Origin of the sequence: Embleya sp. NPDC050154 (assembly GCF_044460165.1) — a bacterium.
Lineage (GTDB): Bacteria > Actinomycetota > Actinomycetes > Streptomycetales > Streptomycetaceae > Embleya.
Genome location: NZ_JBITJP010000025.1, coordinates 24,349 through 43,000 on the forward strand (window position 1 = coordinate 24,349; position 18,652 = coordinate 43,000).

An 18,652-nucleotide genomic window follows, 5' to 3' on the forward strand; every position below is an offset into this window, starting at 1 on the left:
GCGGCCCGCCCCCGGATCCGGGGGCGGGCCGCCGAGCTTGGGCGCGGCCCGGCACGTGTCACCACGAGCCGCGGCACGTGTCACCACAGCAACGCCGAGGCGCTCGCGATCGCCTACCGGAGGGCGGACATGTCCATCTCCCACACCTTCGGCCAGTCCTTGCCCCGGAACGCCGCGTCGGTGCCGCCGTCGCAGAAGACCACCGAACCGACGAAGAAGCTCGACTCGCCGCCGAGCAGGAACGCCACCAGCGCGGCGATCTCCTCCGGCCGACCGCCGCGGCCGGCCGGGATCGTGTTCAGGAACATCTCCATGCCCTCGGCGGTCAACGGGTCCTTGCGGCCCTCGGCCGTCATCGGCGTCTCGATCAGACCCGGCGCGATCGCGTTCAGTCGGATGCCGTCGGCGATGTACTCGGCGCATTTGGTCCGCGCGTACCACGCGAGCGCGGCCTTGGTCGCGGGATAGGCCTGGAGCGCGGCGAACTCGCCGAACGCCTCGGTCGCCGCCGTCGCGCCCGCCTCGTCGCCCGCCAGACACAACTCGGCCACCTCCACCGGCCAGTTCGGCTGGGCGGTCGTCGAGTTCGAGCTGATCAGCACGACGGACGCGTTCGTGCCGGCCGCGAGCAGCGGACGCAGCCCCTCCAGGAGCGCGATCGCGCCGAAGTAGTTCACCGACACGAGCAGACCGCCCGGGCGCCCGGTGGCCGCCGCCAGACCCGCGAAGGGCACGAAGCCGTCGAGCGCGCCGCCGGACAGTTCGGTGACCCCGGCGATCGCCTCGGCGCGACCCTCGGCCGTGCTCAGGTCCACCTCGACGTCGGCGTCGTGCAGGTCGACGCCGATCACCCGGTGGCCGTCCGCCTCCAGCCGGGCCTTGGTCGCGGCGCCCAGACCCGAGGCCGCTCCGGTGATCGCGTAGGTACCCATGTCTCTCCTTCGATGGTGCTCGACCGACGGCGCTCGACGGCAGTCGCCCGGCCGACTCCTGACGGTCCGTCAGTTGACGGCTCCCGGCACTCTCGCAGATCGGGCCGGCACCGGAAAGGCCGACGGGCCCGACCGCTGCGAAGCGGTCGGGCCCGTCGGGGTGTCGCGAGGTGTCGCGGGTGGAACTAGTGCGAGTGGCCGTGGCCGCCGTGGTTGTGCGCGGCGGGCTCTTCCTCGGCCGGCTTCTCGACGACCAGGGTCTCGGTCGTGAGCAGCAGCGACGCGATCGACGCGGCGTTCTGCAGCGCGGAACGGGTCACCTTGACCGGGTCGATGACGCCCGAGTCGACCAGGTTGCCGTACTCGCCGGTCGCGGCGTTGAAGCCGTGCCCGATGCCGAGCTCCTGCACCTTGTTGACGATGACGTAGCCCTCGAGGCCCGCGTTCTCGGCGATCCAGCGCAGCGGCTCGACCGCGGCGCGACGCACGACCGCGACGCCGGTCGCGATGTCGCCGGTCTGGCCGAGGTTGTCGGCGAGCACGGAGACGGCGTGCACCAGGGCGGTGCCGCCGCCGGCGACGATGCCCTCCTCGATGGCCGCGCGGGTCGCGGAGACCGCGTCCTCGAGACGGTGCTTCTTCTCCTTGAGCTCGACCTCGGTGGCCGCGCCCACACGGATCACGCACACGCCGCCGGCCAGCTTCGCGAGGCGCTCCTGGAGCTTCTCGCGGTCCCAGTCGGAGTCGGTGTCGTCGATCTCGCGCTTGATCTGCTTGACCCGGTCCGCGATCGCGGCGGCGTCGCCGGCGCCGTCGACCAGGGTGGTCGCGTCCTTGGTGATGGTGATGCGACGGGCGCTGCCCAGCACCTCCAGGCCGACCTGGTCGAGCTTGAGGCCGACCTCGGGGGCGATGACCTGACCACCGGTCAGGATCGCCATGTCCTCCAGCATCGCCTTGCGGCGGTCGCCGAAGCCCGGGGCCTTGACCGCGACGGCGTTGAACGTGCCGCGGATCTTGTTCACGACCAGGGTCGACAGCGCCTCGCCGTCGACGTCCTCGGCGACGATCAGCAGCGGCTTGGACGCGCCGGCCTGGATGATCTTCTCGAGCAGCGGCAGCAGTTCGGCGATGGCCGAGATCTTGCCCTGGTGGATCAGGATGTACGGGTCGTCGAGGACGGCCTCCATACGCTCCTGGTCGGTGACCATGTACGGCGACAGGTAGCCCTTGTCGAACTGGAGGCCCTCGGCGAACTCCAGCTCCAGACCCATGGTCTGGGACTCCTCGACGGTGATGACACCGTCCTTGCCGACCTTGTCCATGGCCTCGGCGATCAGCTCGCCGATCTGCTGGTCCTGCGCCGAGAGCGCGGCGACGGCGGCGATGTCCTCCTTGCCGTCGATCGCGCGGGCGGTCTTGAGCAGCTGCTCGGATACCGCGGCGACCGCGAGGTCGATGCCCTTCTTCAGGTCCATCGGGGCCGCGCCGGCGGCCACGTTGCGCAGACCCTCGCGGACGAGCGCCTGGGCCAGGACCGTCGCGGTGGTGGTGCCGTCACCCGCGATGTCGTTGGTCTTGGTCGCGACTTCCTTGGCCAGCTGCGCGCCGAGGTTCTCGTACGGGTCCTCGAGCTCCACCTCACGGGCGATCGTCACGCCGTCGTTGGTGATGGTCGGGGCACCGAACTTCTTGTCGATCACGACGTTGCGGCCCTTGGGGCCGAGCGTGACCTTGACGGTGTCGGCCAGCGCGTTGACGCCGCGCTCCAGCGACCGCCGGGCCTTCTCGTCGAACTGGAGGATCTTCGCCATGAGGGTCTTCGTCCTTAAAGGTTGCTAGTCGACGTCGTACAACCGACTCCGCCCCGGGTCCACCGGCCGACAAGGCAGGGCGATCCGGGGCGGGGTCGTCGAACCGTCACCGGTTCCGGCGCGTCAGCGCGATGTCACTTCTCGATGATCGCGAGCACGTCGCGAGCCGAGAGAACGAGGTATTCCTCGCCGTTGTACTTCACCTCGGTGCCGCCGTACTTGCTGTACAGAACGGTGTCACCGACGCTCACGTCGAGCGGCAGACGCTGACCGTCCTCGAAACGACCCGGGCCCACAGCCAGGACGACGCCCTCCTGGGGCTTCTCCTTGGCGGTGTCCGGGATCACGAGACCCGACGCGGTGGTCTGCTCGGCCTCAAGCGTCTGGACCACGATGCGGTCCTCGAGCGGCTTGATGGCAACCTTGGTGTTGGCGGTCGTCACGATGCGACCTCCCCCTTCGGAGATCTCACGGAAAAATGTCTGTCGGCGATGGGACAGATCCGTCGTCGCGGGTGCCGGACCTGCTCGTATCGCACTGGCACACTCATGGGGAGAGTGCCAGCACAGACACTAGGTGGCGGTTAGCACTCCGTCAACCAGAGTGCCAGATTCAGCGCGTCGGACCGCATTGTTCATACCGGTGGCCTTCCCGACGGGGGCCGGCGGCGCTCGGCGAGAATGGGCGCGTGCACACCGAAGCTTTCACCGCGCTGCTGACCGACGAGGGCCGTTCGCTGCTGGACCTGCTCGCCGACCACGAGATCGGCGAAGAGCTGTCGTTGGCCACCCGGCTGCGTCGGGAGCACTCGCCGGAGCTGGTGGCCGCCGCGCTCACCCAGTCCCGGCTGCGGCAGCGCGGGCGGGCCAAGTTCGGTGCGGACGCGGCGCGGATGTACTTCACACCCCATGGGCTGGAACAGTCCACCCGCACCTCGGTGGCCGAGCACCGGGCCGCCCGGCTGGTCGCGGCCGGCGGGATCGACCGGGCCGTGGACCTGTGTTGCGGCATCGGCGGCGACGCGCTCGCGCTGGCCCGCGCCGGGATCGCCGTGCACGCGGTCGACCTGGACCCGCTGACCTGCGCGGTCGCCCGGGCCAACGCCGACGCGCTGGGCTTGGCGCACCTGCTCACCGTCGAGTGCGCGGACGTGACCGAGGTGGAGTTGGGCGGGTACGACGCGGCGCTGATCGACCCGGCGCGGCGCACCGCCCGGGGCCGCACCTTCGACCCCCGGGCGTACTCGCCGCCGTTCTCGTTCCTGACCACGCTCGCCGCCCGGGTGCCGTGCGGCGCGGCCAAGGTCGCGCCCGGCATCCCGCACGAGATCGTGCCCGAGGGCATGGAGGCCGAGTGGGTCTCCGATCGCGGCGACGTCAAGGAGGCGGTGTTGTGGTGGGGCCGGCTCGCGCGCGGCGGCCTGCGCGCCACCGTGCTGCCCGCCGGCGCCGCGCTGGCCTCGGGCCCGGCTCGCCGGGCACCGGTGGGCCCGGTCCGCCGCTACCTCTACGAGCCGGACGGCGCGGTGATCCGGGCGCACCTGGTGGCCGAGGTGGGCGAGTTGGTGGACGGCAACCTGGTGGACGAGACGATCGCCTACCTCGCCTCGGACAAGCTGGTCGCCACCGCGTTCGCGAGCGTGTACGAGATCACCGACGTGTTGCCGTTCAATCTGAAGCGGCTCAAGGCCCTGTTGCGCGAGCGCGGCGTCGGCAACCTCACGGTCAAGAAGCGCGGCTCGGCGGTCGAACCCGAGGAGGTCCGCCGCCGGGTCGGGCCGACCGGCCCGAACGCGGCCACGGTGCTGCTGACCCGGGTGGCGGGCGCGCCCACGATGCTGATCGGGCAGCCGGTGTCCCCGGGGCAGCCCACCGGCCCGGGCCTCGGCGGGGTGCTCGACCGGCCGGGAGGACCTCAACCGATGTAGTCCTCCAGGCGCGCGACCGTGTAGCCCTGGGCCTGGATCTTGCGCAGCATGTTGCCGAACATCTCGGTCATCGTGGTGCCCTTGAGCTCACCGGGCCCGCGGAAGTGGGCCAGGATGATGTCGCCCGGGTGCAGCTTCTTCTCGCCGACGTACTGCATGTCGTTGATCTGCATCGACTCCCGCCACTTGACGATCGCGTCGATCCCGCCGCAACCACCGGCCACCGTCTGCGTGGTCGCGTTCCAGTTGCCGTACGGCGGGCGGAACAGCGTCGGGCGCTTGCCGTAGATCTCGGCGAGCCGGTCCTGCTGACCGCAGATCTGGTGCTTCTGCGCCTCCGCGCCCAGCGTCTTGAGGTCCGGGTGGGACAGCGTGTGGTTCTGCACCGTGGCGCCGAGCGCCTGGAGCTTGCGGAAGTACTCCGGGTCCTGCCGCACGTAGGTGTCGTTGAGGAACATCGACACCGGGATCCGCAGGTCCCGCATCATGTCGAGAAACCCGGGATCCTTCTCCGCCCCGTCGTCGATCGTGATGAACACGATCTTCTCCTCGGTGGGGATCTTGTCCACCACCGGCGGCTGGGGCCCGCCGGCCTTGATCGGCTTGACCGCGGGCGGGGCGGGCGGCGGGGTGAACGGCTTCAGGTTCCACTTCGCGGCAAGCGCGGCGGCGTCGGCGCCCGGGGTGTCCGGCTTCGCGGCGGGAGTGGGCCTGGTCGGGTCGGTGGACGCGCCGCCGGTGGGCCGGCCGGTGCCCTTGACCGCGGCGGTGTCGTCGGAGCCGCCGCAGCCGGTCAGCGCGACGAGCAGCGCACCGGCCAGGCCGATCAGGGCCGAGGTGCGGGCCGCGCCCCGCCGCTTTTGTACCGTTCGATGCGCCACTGTCGCCGGACCCTTTCGTTCGTGTGCTCCGATCGCGCCCACGCTACGCGTCGCGGCGGCCTGTCACGGTCCGGACAAGGGCTGTTCAAGGGACTGTCGAAGGACTGTTGAGCAGCCGATGAGCTGGGCACACTCCCGGCAAGGCCAATGGCACGTGCGGCGGCACGCAGCCATCAGCCAAGGCACTCGGCCCGCGTCCGGCTTGCGAATGGCCTCCTCGTCGGACGCGGGTCGAGTGTTGCGCGGAACCGGACGCCGGACTCCGACGCGGACCGGCATCTCCGCCGCGGACCGGAACGCCCACTCGCGCGTGTCGGCCCGAACGCGGCGCCCGGTCAGGGGCCGACGCTGAGCCGTTCGAAGCTCCACGCGTGCGGCGTGCGGGCGACCAGCGCGGCCGGGGGGTCCGGCAGCGACACCGGCTCGCCGGTCCACAGCGCGATCACCACGACCCGGTCGCCGTCCCGCTCGTCGGAGGAGGCGAACACCTCGACCCGTTCCAGGCCGGGCGCGTCGACCAGGACCGGCAGCGCCGCGGCGTGCACCCACGCGGCCAGCGCCGCTCCCCCGCCGGCCTCGGCCCTGGCCTCCCACATCGCCGCGATCGCCATCTCGCCTCTCCCGTTTCCACCGTTCCCGAACCCTCGTACTCCGCGTGAGCGCCCGCGCCTACGACAGCGCCTGGGTCACCGTGACCGGCATCGAGGAGTCGGCCGGGATGGACAGCGTGGAGGGGGCCCGGTCCCGGGCGACCATCTCGGCGCCCAGCGCGGCGACCATCGCGCCGTTGTCGGTGCACAGGCCCGGCCGTGGCACCCGCAGCACGATCCCGGCCGCGTCGCAGCGCTCCTGCGCCAGGGCGCGCAACCGCGAGTTGGCCGAGACGCCGCCGCCCATCATCAGGTGCTCGACGCCGTTCTCCTTGCAGGCGCGGATCGCCTTGCGGGTCAGCACGTCCACCACCGCCTCCTGGAAGGAGGCCGCGACGTCGGCCACCGGCACCGCCTCGCCGGCCCGCTGCCGGGCCTCGACCCAGCGCGCGACCGAGGTCTTGAGGCCGGAGAAGGAGAAGTCGAAGGGCGCGTCGCGCGGTCCGGTCAGCCCGCGCGGGAAGGCGATCGCGGTTCGGTCGCCCTCGCGCGCCCGCCGGTCGATCACCGGTCCGCCCGGGAAGCCGAGCCCGAGCACCCGCGCGACCTTGTCGAACGCCTCGCCCGCCGCGTCGTCGATGGTCGACCCGAGTGGCCGCACGTCGGCGGTGATGTCGGGCACCAGGAGCAGCGAGGAGTGTCCGCCGGAGACCAGCAGGGCCATGCACGGCTCGGGCAGCTTGCCGTGCTCCAACTGGTCCACGCACACGTGCGAGGCCAGGTGGTTGACGCCGTACAGCGGCTTGTCCAGCGCGACCGAGTAGCCCTTCGCCGCCGCGACGCCGACCAGCAGCGCCCCCGCCAGGCCGGGGCCGGAGGTGACCGCGATCGCGTCGATGTCGCGCATGGTGACGCCCGCGTCGGCGAGCGCGCGGCGCACCGTGGGCACCATCGCCTCCAGGTGCGCGCGGCTGGCCACCTCGGGCACCACCCCGCCGAACCGGGCGTGTTCGTCGACGCTGGAGGCGACCGCGTCGGCGAGCAGCGTGGTGCCGCGCACGATGCCGATGCCCGTCTCGTCGCACGAGGTCTCGATGCCCAGGACGAGTGGTTCGTCAGCCACCGGTGGCCGTTCCTTCCCGACGTTCCTTGAGATCGCGGCGCATCACCAGCGCGTCCACGTTGGCGGGCTGGTAGTAGCCCCGCCGCACGCCGATCCCCTTGAATCCGAAGCGCTCGTAGAGCGCCTGTGCGCGGGCGTTGTCCACGCGCACCTCCAGCAGTACGTCCCGACAGCCGCGTTCGAGCGCCAGATCGAGCAGTTCGGTCAACAACACCGAGCCCAGGCCCGTCCCCCACCGATCGCGGCGCACCCCGATCGTCTGCACGTCGCCCTCGTCGCCGATCACCGCGAGCCCGGCGTACCCGGCGAGCGCCCCGGTCTCGTCCTCGGCCACCACGTAATAGCGCAACTCGGGCTCGGACAACTCGGACCAGAACATCCCGGCCGACCACGCGTCCTCGGCGAACAGTTCGTGTTCGAGTCGCATGACGGCCTCGATGTCCCACCACCGCATGCGCCGCAGTCGAGGGCCGGATTCCATGCCGGGAGTCTATCGACTGCCCCACCACCCCTTGAGCCCGATCGATCGGGCCGGCCCGGGGCGGGGCGACCGACAGGGGGCCGGCAGGGGTGCCGGGGCGGGGTGGGGCCGGCGTCGCGGATCGGTGACCGTCAGGCCCGGGGCGGCGGTCCGTCGGGGGTGACGGCCTTGTAGCCCGCGGGGACCTGCGCGTCGGGGCGGCGCAGGTACAACGGCTCGGGGGCCGACAGGGCCTCCCCGGCCGCCAGTCGCCGTACGGCGAACGCCGCGAGCGCCGCCGCGTCCGGGTGCTCCGGCGCACGCGCGTCGGTGAACGTCCCCGCGTACAACGCGGCGCCCGCGCCCACCGCCGGCAGCTTGGTGACGTCCTCGGGCAGGTCGCCCGCGCGATCCACCGCCGGGCCTTGCGCGCGCGCACCCGCTTCGTCGTACCGCGCCCAGTAGACCTCCTTGCGGCGTGCGTCCGTCGCCGCCACGAACGGCCCGGTGACGGTGCCGTCCCGGCGGGCCGCGTACGCGAGCGCGTCGAGGGTGCACACGCCGTACACGGGGATGCCGAGCGCGTCGCCCATCGCGAGCGCGGTCACGATGCCCACCCGTAGGCCGGTGTACGGCCCGGGCCCGACCCCGACCGCGATGGCGGTGACGTCGGAGCGGGTTCGGCCCGCCGCGCGCAACACGTCGGCGATGCCGGGCGCGAGCAGTTCGCCCTGCCGACGGGCGTCGACCCGGGTGGAACCGGCGAGGACGGCGGAATCGTCGTGGAGGGCGACCGTGACGGCCGGGGTGGCGGTGTCGAAGGCGAGCAGCAGCACGGCACCAGGCTACCGACCGCGCGCCGTGCTCTCGTCCGCCGCGCCCGCGGGACGCGCGGGTGCGTGGGGCGCCGCGGGCTGCCGGGAAGGAAAAGTGGACCCGGCTCCAACGCGCGGGCGGTGCCTGCCGGCACCATGGAGGCCACCACACGGCGGAAGAGGGACCCAAGGCAATGGCGAAGCGGCTCAACCCGGGCGTGGCCGTCGCGGGCATCACCATCGCCGCACTGGTCGGCGTCGGCTTCCTCGCGGCGCAGGCCGCGAACTCGGCACCGGACAACCGGGGGATAGCGCGCACGAACACGCCGACCCCCACCGCCCCGTCCGGGGCGACCGCGCCCCCGGTCTACGTACCGCCGCCGGTGCCCGCGGGCTCCGGCACCGGCAAGCGGGTCGTCTACGCGATCAAGGACAGCCACGTCTGGCTGGTCGACGAGGCCGACCGCACGCTGCGCGAATACCCCGTCGCGAACGCGCCGGTCAAGCCGCAACCGGGCTCGTACCAGGTGACCCTGAAGAAGGAGGAGGCGCAGACCGGCAGCGACAACCTCCGGATCACCTACTCGGTGCGCTTCGGCGCGGTACAGGGCATCCCGCTCGGCTTCGCCGCGACGGACACTCCGCTGGACAAGATCGACACCGGCGCCAAGCCCGGCCCCTCCCCCAGCGGCACCGCACGCCCGAAGGCCTCCACGTCGCCGGCCAAGAGCGCGGGTATCCGCTCCAAGCCGGACGACGGCGCGGCCCTGTGGGCCTTCGCCCCGGTCGGCACACCCGTCATCGTGGTGCCCTGACCGCACGGGTCCGATTCACCACGCCACGCCCACCATTGCCCCATTCAGCGGCGATTCCCGTGCTTTGCCCACATATCATCAGGATGATGATCCCTCCGGTCACACCAGCCCCATCGGGCACACGCGGCTGACCGACAGGGCCCGTCAGGGCAATGGCACCGAGGAAATGGTGGCGGCGTGGCGCACGACTCCTCCGGTCCGAGCGGTCCCGGCGACGTCCAGGGGCCGACTCCCCGGCGCAGGTTGTTCGACTACCCCCGGAGCAATCGGCGGGGACTCCGGCGTTGGTTGCCCTCGTTCAAGCACCTGCTCACCTTCGTCCTGCTGGTCCTGTCCGGCCTGTTCGCCGCCGTGGGTCTGGTCTACGCGGTCACCCCGGTTCCGCACACCGTCAACGCCCAGGCCCGGCAGCAGAGCAACGTCTGGTACTGGAGCGACGGCAGCGAGATCACCCGCACCGGCACCACCAACCGGCAGACCGTGCCGCTGGCCGCGATCCCGATCGACGTGCAGCACGCGGTGCTCGCCGCCGAGGACCGCTCCTTCTTCTCCAACGCCGGTGTATCGATCACCGGCACCGTGCGCGCCCTGCTGCGCAACGCCGCGGGTGGCTCGGGCGGCCTCCAGGGCGGTTCGACGATCACCCAGCAGTACGTCAAGAACGTCTACCTGACCCAGGAGCAGACGCTGGGCCGCAAGTTCAAGGAGGCGATCATCTCGGTCAAACTCGACCGCACCGTCTCCAAGGACGAGATCCTCACCGGCTACCTCAACAGCGTGTACTTCGGCCGCGGCGCGTACGGGATCCAGGCCGCCGCGCAGGCGTACTACGGCATCGACGTCGGGCAACTCACCGTCGAGCAGGGCGCCTACCTGGCGGTGCTGCTGAACGCGCCCAGCGCCAACGACGTCCGGAACACCACCGAGGCGGGCCGGCGGCGGGTGCTCGCACGCTGGGACTACGTCCTGGACGGCATGGTCAAGGAGAAGTGGCTCACCCCCGAGCAGCGCGCCGGCATGGTCTTCCCGGAGCCGATCGACCCGCGTCCGGCGGCCAACCTGGCCGGCGTCAACGGCTATCTGGTGGAGATGGCCAAGCGCTACCTGCTCGACCACGACGTGGTCGACGAGGACCGGCTCGACGCCGGCGGCTACGCGATCACCACGACGTTCGACAAGCGCACGACCGAGGTGCTCCAGCAGACCGTGCAGGACCAGCTCGCCCAGTCGCTGGATCCGGCCGAGCGCTCCGCGGACGTCGGCGTACGCGTCGCCGCGGCGTCGGTGGAGCCGGGCAGCGGCCGGATCGTCGCGATCTACGGCGGCCCCAACTACGTCCGGCAGTTCGTCAACGACGCCACCCGCCGCGACGTGCAGGTCGGTTCCACGTTCAAGCCGTTCGTGCTGGCCGCCGGTCTGCGCGACGGCGTGCAGGACCGCGACGGCAGGCGGGACCGGATCAGCCCGCGCACGGTCTACAACGGCAACGACAACGTGGTGATCCGCTACCCGAACGGCAAGCCCGTCCTGCAGGACGGCGTGCCCTGGCAACCGGGCAACGAGGACGGCGTCGACTACGGGCAGATCACCCTGGCCCGGGCGATGGACAAGTCGGTGAACACCGTCTACACCCAACTGGGCATGGACGTCGGCCCCGACCGGGTGGTGCGGGCGGCGGTGGACGCGGGGCTGCCCGCGAGCACGCCGGGGCTGCAACCGATCCCGTCCGTGTCGCTGGGCACCTCCACCCCCAGCGCGCTGGACATGGCCTCGGCGTACGCCACGTTCGCGGCCGAGGGCAAACAGCGCGCGCCCTACCCGGTGGACCGGTTGACCCGCTCCGGCGACACCGTGGACCTGCCCGATCACGACACCGAGGACGCCTACGACAACCAGCAGGCGAACGCGGTCACCCAGGTGCTGCGCGGCGTCGTGGACAGCGGCACCGGATTTCGTGCACAGGCGCTGAACCGCCCGGCGGCGGGCAAGACCGGCACCACCGACGACAACCGCTCGGCCTGGTTCGTCGGCTACACCCCGGACCTGTCCACCTCGATGGGCATGTTCCGCGAGGACGCCGAGACGCACGCGTTCTTGTCCCTGTCCGGGGTCGCCGGACTGGACCGGGTGGACGGCGGCAACCTGCCGACCCGGATGTGGACGACCTACATGCGTGCCGCACTCGCCGGGCAGAAGGCGACCGACTTCCCGGAGGAGACCGCCGGCGGCCTCGGTGTGCCGGACACCAGCCTGGTGCCGCCGAACACCGGTACCGCCACGCCCAGCGCGCCGGCCACCGCGACCACCGGTCCGCCGACCGGCGACACCGGCACCACCGCTCCGCCGACCACGCCCCCGGCGACCGGCACCCGCCCGCCGGACACGTCCGCCCCGCCGGGCGGTTCGGGTGGCGGCGGCGCGACCAGCCGCCCGCCCTCGAACGTGCCCGAGTCCCCCGACGCGCCCGAGTCCCCGGCGGCGGCCGTCACCTGACCGGCCCAGGGCCTCGGTCCCGGTCCGGGTCCGGGTCCGGGTCCGGGTCCGGGTCCGGGCCGGTCGATCCCGGTCCGGGTCAGCCCGCCAACGCGTCGAGGTCGATGCTCGCCCAGCGGGCGCCGACCCCGGTCACCTGGATCGTGCGCACCTCGTCGCCGGCGAAGTCGGTCGCGCTCTCCGCGAGCGCGTCCGGCCCGAGCGCGTCACGCGCGATGGCGATGTCCAGGCGGTCCTCGGTCAGTTCCTCGACCATGCCCTCGCCCCACTCCACGACGGTCACCGACTCGTCGAGCGAGGCGTCCAAATCCAGGCCGTCGATCTCGGCGGTGACGTCCGCCGAACCGCCGAGCCGATAGGCGTCGACGTGCACCAGGGCCGGGCCGCCGACCTCGGAGGGGTGCACCCGGGCGATCACGAACGTCGGCGAGGTCACCGCGCCGCGCACTCCCAGGCCGACCCCGATGCCCTGGGTCAGCGTGGTCTTGCCCGCGCCCAGGCCGCCGGACAGCACGATCAGATCGCCGGCCCGCAGCAACTTGGCCAGACGGGCACCGAGCGCGCGCGTGTCCGCGCCGCCGGCGACCGTCACCGTCACACTTCGCACCACTTCAGCACTCCCACCACGCCGAACTCGCGAACCCGAACCGCTTCGGGCCCGCCCTCCCCGAGTCGTCCCGGCTTCCCGGGATCATCGCTCGGGGTCATCACCCGGGATCACTGTCCCGCAGGATCACGGCTCGCGTCGATTCCGACCTATGCGGACGATCCGCCGCGCGCGTGCCCGCCGGATCGCCCGGCGCGCCGCCCGGGTGCACGCGTGGCGCGCGCGAGAAGATCGCGCACCGCCGCGTTGACCACCACCGGATGCTCCAGCGGGGTCAGGTGCCCCGACTGCGGCACGATCAGCAACTCGGCGCCGGGCAGCGCCTCCTTGATCGCCTCGCTGTGCGTGGCCGGCGCGATCAGGTCGCCCTCGCCGCCCACCACGAGCGTCTCCACCCCCGCCAGCGCCGGCAGCGCGGCCATCTTGTCGTGTGCCTCGAAGGCCGGGAAGAACTCGGCGATCACGTCGATCGGCGTACCGGAGATCATCCGGTCGGTGAACCGCACCAGGGTCGGGTCCACCTCGGAGTCGAACGCGTACCGCTCGGTGAACAGGTACACCAGGTCGCGGGCCGCCCGCCGACCCGCCTCCACCAGCGCGGCCCGCCGGCCGAGCGTACGCAGCAACCCGGGCGCGATCCGGTGCACGAGCCGGGCGCCGGCCGCGGGAATGCCCAGCGTCACCGTCGCCCAGCGGCCCGCCGAGGTGTTCATCAGCGCGACGCCGATCACCCGGTCCCCGAACAACTCGGGGTGCTGATCGGCCAGCGCCATGATGGTCATCCCACCCATCGAGTGGCCCAGCAGCACGAGCGGGCCCTCGGGCGCCAGTTCCGTCAGCACCGTGTACAGGTCGGCGCCGAGGTGGTCGATCGTCGAGGTCTCCGGAGCGCCCCGGCCGGATCGGCCGTGGCTGCGCTGGTCGTAGAACACCAGGCGGTATTCGTCGCGCAGTTCGGCCCGCTGGTAGTGCCAGCAGTCCATGTCGAGGCAGTAGCCGTGACACAGCACCACGGTCACCGCCGCGTCACGCCTGCCGTCCACCTCGGCGTACAACTCGACGCCGTCGCCGGTGGTGACGATGTGCGGCTCGCCGCGCAGCGTGCCGAACTCCGCCAGCGCGTCCATCTGCGCCTCGGTCCGGCGGCGGAACGCGCGGCCGACGGTCATCCGCTCGATCGCCACGCCCGCGGCGGCGCCGGCCGCGAGCACACCGACCGCGGCGCCCACGATGCCGGCCCGGCGGCCGAGCGCACGACCGCCGCCGGAGGGGCCCGGCACGGGGGTGCTCACGGCGCGCCCGTCCCGGTGGCGGCCGTTTCGGCGGTCGTCCCGGCGGCGGTCGTCCCGGTGTAGACGCGAGGCACCCGCGCGCCGATCCGGGTGACGATCTCGTAGCTGATCGTGCCGGTCGCCACCGCCCAGTCCTCCGCGGTGGGCTCGCCCCGATCGCCCGGCCCGAACAGGATCGCCTCGTCGCCCGCGGCGGCCGGGTCGTCGCCGAGGTCGACCACGAACTGGTCCATCGCCACCCGGCCGGCGATCGTGCGCCGGCGGCCGGCCACCAGGACCGGACCGGCGTTGCTCGCGTTCCTGGGGATGCCGTCCGCGTAGCCGGTGGGCACCAGCGCGAGCGTGGTCTCGCGCGGCGCGATCCACGAGTGCCCGTAGGACACGCCGTGCCCGGCCGGAACCCGCTTGACCCCGGCCAGGTTCGCCGCCAGCGTCATCGCCGGGCGCAACCCGAAGTCGGCGGGGCCGCCGACCTCCGGCACGGGCGACAGGCCATAGCTGACCAAGCCCACCCGGACCAGGTCGAAGTGCGCTTCGGGCAGCAGCAGCGTCGCGGGCGAGTTGGCCATGTGCCGCACCTCGGGGGTGACCCCGCAGCCCTCGGCGTGCGCCAGCATCTCGGTGAACTCGGCCAGTTGCACCGCAATCGAGGGGTGTCCGGGCTCGTCCGCGCAGGCGAAGTGCGACCACAGGCCGACCACCTCGACGGCGCCGTCGGCCTGGGCCTTGAGCCCGGCATCGACCAGGGCCGGCCAGTCGGCGGGTAGGCAACCGTTGCGGCCCAGGCCGGTGTCCGCCTTGAGGTGCACGCGCGCGGTCCGGCCGCTCGCCCGTGCGGCGTCCACCACCTCGCGCATCGCCCAGAGCCCGCTCACCGAGATGTCCACATCGGCGCGCACCGCGTCCTCGAAGCGGTCGCCCGGGGCCCACAACCAGGTGAGCACGCGCCCGGTGTCGCCGGCCGCGCGCAACGCGAGCGCCTCCTCGACCACCGCGGTGCCCAGCCACGCGGCGCCGCCCGCACGGGCCGCCCGCGCGCACGGGAGCAGGCCGTGTCCGTAGGCGTTCGCCTTGACCACGCTCATCACCGCCGCCGAGCCCACCCGAGCCCGGACGGCCGCGATGTTGTCCCGAATGGCATCGAGATCGATCCGCGCCTCGGCACGCATGTGGCTGGTGGTCCTTCCGACGACGGTCATCGACGAGAGCCCGCGTCCCGGCTCCGGACGGGATCCGGTGCCGGGCATCCCGGAGCTCAAGACTCCCAGTGTGGCAGGCCCGTGCCGGGGCGGTCTCCCTGTCACGTGCCTGTGACGTCCGCCCACACCGCGGGCAGCGCCCGGATCAGGTCCGGCGCGGTCACCGGGCCGGGCAGCGCGCGGGCGGCCAGGCCGTGCAGGTAGGCGGCCGCCGAACCGGCGTCCAGCGGGTCCAGGCCCGCCGCGAGCAGCGCGCCGGCCAGGCCGGAGAGCACGTCGCCACTGCCCGCGGTGGCCAGCCACGGGGTGCCGGTGGGATTGATCCGGACCCGGCCGTCGGGCGCGGCGATCACCGTGGTGGAGCCCTTGAGCAGCACCACGCAGTCGTAGAGCGCGGCGAGCCGGCGCGCGTGCTCCAGCCGCTCCGCCTCGACGCGTTCGCGGGTCGTGACGACCCCGGCGGCGGCGAACAGGCGCACCGCCTCTCCCGCGTGCGGGGTGAGCAGCGCGGGAGTCGGCCAGGTGCCGGGTTTCGCCCGGGCGAGCAGGGTCAGTCCGTCCGCGTCCACCAGCACCGGCGCCGAGCCGTGCAGTACGCCCGCCCAGCGCGCCTGGGCGTCCTGGTCGGTGTCCAGGCCCGGTCCCACCACCCAGGCCTGCACCCGACCGGCGTCGACCGGGGCAGCCTCGGTCGCCAGCGTCTCCGGCCAGGCCGCGAGCACCGGGCGCAACACCTCGGCCGGACCCGCGCAGCGGACCGCGCCCACGCCGCCGCGCACGGCCGCGCCGACCACGAGCACCGCCGCGCCGGGGTATCGGGGCGAGCCGGCGACCACGCCGAGCACCCCGCGCGAGTACTTGTCGCTCTCCCCCGTGGGAGCGGGCAACAGCCGGGCCACGTCCGCGTGTTGCAGGACGTCCACCCGTGACGTCGGCAGGTGCGGGTCGAGCCCGATGTCCACCAGGTGCCGCACGCCGGCGTACTGCGCTCCGGGGTCGACCAGCAGGCCGGGCTTGTAGGTGCCGAAGGTGACCGTGACATCGGCCCGTACCGCCGCGCCCTCGACCCGCCCGGTGTCCGCGTCCACCCCGCTGGGCACGTCGACCGCGACCACGATCGAATCCCGCACGTGCGCGAGCAGTTCCGCGGCGGGTGGGCGCAGCGCGCCCTTGCCGCCGATCCCGACGATGCCGTCGAGCACCAGGTCGGCCCGCCCGAGCAGGTCGATCGTGTCGGCCCGGTCCGGCGCGCCGGCGTCCCACACCCGTACGCCGGCCCGCCGCGCCCACGCCAGGCCCGCCGGATGGGCCCGCTCCGGCGCGAGCAGCAACGCGTCCACCCGCGCGCCGCGTCGGGCCAGCATGCCGCCCGCGTACAGCGCGTCCCCGCCGTTGTCGCCGCTGCCCACGAGCAGCGCGACCCGGGTGCCGTAGACCCGGCCGAGCAGTCGGGCGCACGTATTCGCCAGGCCGGTCGCGGCGCGCCGCATCAGCGTGCCCTCGGGCAACGTGGCCAACAGCGCGGCCTCCGCGCCACGCACCTGCTCGACGCCGTGCGCTGCGCGCATGCGCGACCCCCTCAGCCCTCGGCGATGACGACAGCGGAAGCAATGCCCGCGTCGTGGCTGAGCGACACATGCCAGTGCCGCACGCCCAGTTCGAAGGCCCGCGCGGCGACCGTGCCGGTCACCGCGAGCAGCGGCCGGCCGGAATCCTCGGTGGTCACCTCGGCGTCCAGCCAGTGCAGGCCGCCGGGCGCGCCGAGTGCCTTGGCCAGGGCCTCCTTGGCGGCGAACCGGGCGGCCAGGGACGCGACGCCGCGTTCCTGCCCGGACCGCACCCAACGCTCCCCTTCGGTGAAGAGCCGATCGGCCAACCCGGGGGTCCGCTCCAACGACTGCCCGAACCGCGCGATGTCCGCGACGTCGATACCCACACCGATGATCACGGCCCGAGCCTACAAACACCGGGGCCGCCGGCGCCCCGGCCCACGACGAGTCCGGGCCGCACCCCCGGCGGGGGTGCGGCCCGGTGGGCTCGTGGGCGCTCTCGGGTCACGACGCCTCGACGACGTCGGCCCGGTTGCGCTCGTTGACGAGAGTCACCGGCGGCTCGACGCGCACCTCGGTGCGGCGCCGCGGCTGCCACTGGCCGAGCAACATCGCGCCGAGGGCGATCAGCAGCCCGAGCACCTGGAGCGCGGTCAGCGTCTGGCTCAGCACGACCAGGCCGGCCAGCGTGGCGACCACCGGGTTGACCAGGCCGAGGAAGGACGCCACGCCGGCGCCGAGGCGCTCGATGCCGCGGAACCACAGCACGTAGGCGAGCGCGGTGCCGATCAGCACCAGGTAGCCGAAGCCGAGCAGGTTGCGGCCGGTGGGCACCGGCGGCATGCCCTCGATCGCGAACATCATCGGGACGATCACCATGCCGCCGACGGTGAGCTGCCATCCGGTGGTGGCCAACAGCGAGACCCCCTCGGGTCGACCCCAGCGCGCCGACATCACCACGCCCATCGCCATCAAGGTGGTGGCCAGCAGCATCAGGCCGACACCGATCGGGTCGAGTTCCGCCTCCGAGCTGAGCACGAGCAGGGCGACGCCGACCACGCCGCCGACGCCGGCGAGCAGCACCCGCGGTTGTGCCCGCACCTTCAGGATCAGGAACGACAGGCCCGCGACGATCAGCGGCGACACCGAGCCGATGGTGGCCGCGACACCACCGGGCAGGCGGTACGCGCCGGCGAAGATCAGCGGGAAGAACAACCCGACGTTGAGCATCCCCAGGACGAATGAGCGCCACCACCACACCCCGGTCGGCAGCCGTCTGGACATGGCGACCAGGAGCAGACCCGCGGGCAACGCCCGCACGCCGGCCGCGAGCAACGGCCGGTCGGCCGGGAGCATCTCCGTGGTCACGAGGTAGGTGGTCCCCCACGTGGCCGGGGCCACGGCCGTCGCCAGGAGCATCCCCACCCGACCGATCCCCCTGCTACCACCCTGAACCGCCATGCCATTCACCTCAACGCTAGTTTTGCGAGCAGTAACTATCTGAACGTTGAGATAAGTAAATACCCTCCTTCTGTGAGCGTCAAGTAGATGAGCGTTGAGATAAATTGGCGGCATGACCGAACGCGGCACATCCGAGACAGACATCCGCGACGCGATCGACGACGTCTGGGACCAATGGCACCGGGAGCGGCCCGACATCGCTCCCGAGAGCCTCGACGTCATGGCGGCCGTCGGGCGGATGAACCGGCTGCGCCGGTTCATCGACCAGACGTTGCGCACCTACTTCGCCCGCTACGGGCTCGACTTCTCCGAGTTCGACGTGCTGGCCACGCTGCGCCGCTCCGGCGGCGTCGAGGGGGTCAGCGCGGGCACGCTGCTGCGCTCGGCGATGGTCACGTCGGGCGCGATCACCAACCGGGTGGACAAGCTCACCGCGAAGGGCCTGGTCGAGCGCTCGGTCAGCGCCGAGGACCGCCGCTCGGTCCTGGTCAAGCTGACCCCCGAGGGCGTCAAGCTCGTGGACGACATCCTCGTCGGCCACCTGGAGAACGAGGGCCGCTTCCTCGCCGTCCTCGACGAAAGCGAGCGCGACCAGCTCAACGCCCTGCTGCGCAAGCTCCTGATCGCCCAGGGCGACACCCACCTGGGCTGACCCGAACCGATCCGGCCCCGAGCGCCCCGCCCGAAACGCGA

General features: G+C 72.7%; 18 protein-coding genes. 4 read left to right on the plus strand and 14 right to left on the minus strand.

Annotation, left to right across the window (positions count from 1 at the left end):
* Positions 1–113 precede the first annotated feature (113 nt).
* The 3 genes from ACIBSV_RS38585 to groES form a co-directional block, all read right to left on the minus strand.
* Positions 114–932: an SDR family oxidoreductase gene (locus ACIBSV_RS38585; RefSeq protein ID WP_395871631.1), complete on the minus strand. Its 819-nt coding sequence runs from the start codon at positions 930–932 to the stop codon at positions 114–116.
* 185 nt (positions 933–1,117) lie between these two features.
* Positions 1,118–2,746 carry a chaperonin GroEL gene (gene groL, locus ACIBSV_RS38590; RefSeq protein ID WP_395871633.1) on the minus strand — a complete coding sequence of 543 codons (1,629 nt, stop codon included), beginning with the start codon at positions 2,744–2,746 and terminating at the stop codon, positions 1,118–1,120.
* Between the two features lie 134 nt (positions 2,747–2,880).
* Positions 2,881–3,189, minus strand: a complete 309-nt coding sequence (groES, locus tag ACIBSV_RS38595; RefSeq protein ID WP_161359282.1) for a co-chaperone GroES — start codon at positions 3,187–3,189, stop codon at positions 2,881–2,883.
* A 245-nt stretch (positions 3,190–3,434) separates the two neighbouring features.
* Between groES and ACIBSV_RS38600 the strand changes: the two genes are divergently transcribed.
* On the plus strand, positions 3,435–4,673 hold the full coding sequence (locus tag ACIBSV_RS38600) for a methyltransferase domain-containing protein (RefSeq protein ID WP_395871635.1): 1,239 nt from the start codon (positions 3,435–3,437) through the stop codon (positions 4,671–4,673).
* On the opposite strand, the gene ACIBSV_RS38605 is transcribed toward ACIBSV_RS38600, so the two are convergent.
* The 5 genes from ACIBSV_RS38605 to tsaB all read right to left on the minus strand — a co-directional run bounded on the left by ACIBSV_RS38605 (position 4,661) and on the right by tsaB (position 8,563).
* The gene (locus tag ACIBSV_RS38605; RefSeq protein ID WP_395871637.1) at positions 4,661–5,554 is read right to left on the minus strand and encodes a polysaccharide deacetylase family protein; all 894 of its coding nucleotides are present in this window, start codon (positions 5,552–5,554) and stop codon (positions 4,661–4,663) included. The genes ACIBSV_RS38600 and ACIBSV_RS38605 overlap by 13 nt on opposite strands.
* A 335-nt stretch (positions 5,555–5,889) precedes the next feature.
* Positions 5,890–6,165 carry a hypothetical protein gene (locus ACIBSV_RS38610; RefSeq protein WP_395871639.1) on the minus strand — a complete coding sequence of 92 codons (276 nt, stop codon included), beginning with the start codon at positions 6,163–6,165 and terminating at the stop codon, positions 5,890–5,892.
* A gap of 58 nt (positions 6,166–6,223) precedes the next feature.
* The gene (gene tsaD, locus ACIBSV_RS38615) at positions 6,224–7,267 is read right to left on the minus strand and encodes a tRNA (adenosine(37)-N6)-threonylcarbamoyltransferase complex transferase subunit TsaD (protein WP_395871641.1); all 1,044 of its coding nucleotides are present in this window, start codon (positions 7,265–7,267) and stop codon (positions 6,224–6,226) included.
* The gene (rimI, locus tag ACIBSV_RS38620) at positions 7,260–7,748 is read right to left on the minus strand and encodes a ribosomal protein S18-alanine N-acetyltransferase (RefSeq protein ID WP_395871643.1); all 489 of its coding nucleotides are present in this window, start codon (positions 7,746–7,748) and stop codon (positions 7,260–7,262) included. Before rimI ends, tsaD begins: the two co-directional genes overlap by 8 nt.
* A gap of 131 nt (positions 7,749–7,879) precedes the next feature.
* Positions 7,880–8,563 (minus strand): tRNA (adenosine(37)-N6)-threonylcarbamoyltransferase complex dimerization subunit type 1 TsaB, encoded by a 684-nt coding sequence (gene tsaB / locus ACIBSV_RS38625; RefSeq protein WP_395871645.1) that lies wholly within the window; start codon positions 8,561–8,563, stop codon positions 7,880–7,882.
* A 173-nt stretch (positions 8,564–8,736) separates the two neighbouring features.
* On the opposite strand from tsaB, the gene ACIBSV_RS38630 reads away from it, so the two are divergent.
* Both ACIBSV_RS38630 and ACIBSV_RS38635 read left to right on the plus strand, forming a co-directional pair.
* Positions 8,737–9,357: a L,D-transpeptidase gene (locus ACIBSV_RS38630; protein ID WP_395871648.1), complete on the plus strand. Its 621-nt coding sequence runs from the start codon at positions 8,737–8,739 to the stop codon at positions 9,355–9,357.
* 177 nt (positions 9,358–9,534) lie between these two features.
* Positions 9,535–11,850, plus strand: a complete 2,316-nt coding sequence (locus ACIBSV_RS38635; protein ID WP_395871650.1) for a transglycosylase domain-containing protein — start codon at positions 9,535–9,537, stop codon at positions 11,848–11,850.
* A gap of 79 nt (positions 11,851–11,929) precedes the next feature.
* Here ACIBSV_RS38635 and tsaE read toward each other — a convergent pair whose 3' ends face one another.
* From tsaE to ACIBSV_RS38665, 6 genes are all read right to left on the minus strand, one after another.
* The gene (tsaE, locus tag ACIBSV_RS38640) at positions 11,930–12,448 is read right to left on the minus strand and encodes a tRNA (adenosine(37)-N6)-threonylcarbamoyltransferase complex ATPase subunit type 1 TsaE (RefSeq protein ID WP_395871652.1); all 519 of its coding nucleotides are present in this window, start codon (positions 12,446–12,448) and stop codon (positions 11,930–11,932) included.
* A gap of 158 nt (positions 12,449–12,606) precedes the next feature.
* Positions 12,607–13,749, minus strand: coding sequence for an alpha/beta fold hydrolase (locus ACIBSV_RS38645; protein ID WP_395871654.1), 1,143 nt, complete (start codon positions 13,747–13,749; stop codon positions 12,607–12,609).
* Positions 13,746–14,918, minus strand: coding sequence for an alanine racemase (gene alr, locus ACIBSV_RS38650; protein ID WP_395871828.1), 1,173 nt, complete (start codon positions 14,916–14,918; stop codon positions 13,746–13,748). Before alr ends, ACIBSV_RS38645 begins: the two co-directional genes overlap by 4 nt.
* A gap of 131 nt (positions 14,919–15,049) precedes the next feature.
* Positions 15,050–16,516 carry an NAD(P)H-hydrate dehydratase gene (locus ACIBSV_RS38655; protein ID WP_395871656.1) on the minus strand — a complete coding sequence of 489 codons (1,467 nt, stop codon included), beginning with the start codon at positions 16,514–16,516 and terminating at the stop codon, positions 15,050–15,052.
* An 11-nt stretch (positions 16,517–16,527) separates the two neighbouring features.
* The gene (locus ACIBSV_RS38660; RefSeq protein ID WP_395871658.1) at positions 16,528–16,896 is read right to left on the minus strand and encodes a holo-ACP synthase; all 369 of its coding nucleotides are present in this window, start codon (positions 16,894–16,896) and stop codon (positions 16,528–16,530) included.
* A gap of 106 nt (positions 16,897–17,002) precedes the next feature.
* A complete protein-coding gene (locus tag ACIBSV_RS38665) occupies positions 17,003–17,959 on the minus strand; it encodes an EamA family transporter (protein ID WP_395871660.1) in 957 nt (318 codons plus the stop codon).
* A gap of 112 nt (positions 17,960–18,071) precedes the next feature.
* Here ACIBSV_RS38665 and ACIBSV_RS38670 point away from each other — a divergent pair, with 112 nt between their 5' ends.
* The gene (locus ACIBSV_RS38670) at positions 18,072–18,611 is read left to right on the plus strand and encodes a MarR family winged helix-turn-helix transcriptional regulator (RefSeq protein ID WP_395871662.1); all 540 of its coding nucleotides are present in this window, start codon (positions 18,072–18,074) and stop codon (positions 18,609–18,611) included.
* Positions 18,612–18,652 lie beyond the last annotated feature (41 nt).

Excerpts from the sequence above, each read along its gene's own strand:
- ACIBSV_RS38610 (WP_395871639.1), bottom strand. The coding sequence starts at position 6,165 with ATGGCGATCGCGGCGATGTGGGAGGCCAGGGCCGAGGCCGGCGGGGGA.
- ACIBSV_RS38585 (WP_395871631.1), bottom strand. The coding sequence starts at position 932 with ATGGGTACCTACGCGATCACCGGAGCGGCCTCGGGTCTGGGCGCCGCG.
- groL (WP_395871633.1), bottom strand. The coding sequence starts at position 2,746 with ATGGCGAAGATCCTCCAGTTCGACGAGAAGGCCCGGCGGTCGCTGGAG.
- ACIBSV_RS38655 (WP_395871656.1), bottom strand. The coding sequence starts at position 16,516 with ATGCGCGCAGCGCACGGCGTCGAGCAGGTGCGTGGCGCGGAGGCCGCG.
- ACIBSV_RS38630 (WP_395871648.1), top strand. The coding sequence starts at position 8,737 with ATGGCGAAGCGGCTCAACCCGGGCGTGGCCGTCGCGGGCATCACCATC.
- rimI (WP_395871643.1), bottom strand. The coding sequence starts at position 7,748 with ATGGAATCCGGCCCTCGACTGCGGCGCATGCGGTGGTGGGACATCGAG.
- ACIBSV_RS38670 (WP_395871662.1), top strand. The coding sequence starts at position 18,072 with ATGACCGAACGCGGCACATCCGAGACAGACATCCGCGACGCGATCGAC.
- ACIBSV_RS38665 (WP_395871660.1), bottom strand. The coding sequence starts at position 17,959 with ATGGCGGTTCAGGGTGGTAGCAGGGGGATCGGTCGGGTGGGGATGCTC.
- alr (WP_395871828.1), bottom strand. The coding sequence starts at position 14,918 with ATGCGTGCCGAGGCGCGGATCGATCTCGATGCCATTCGGGACAACATC.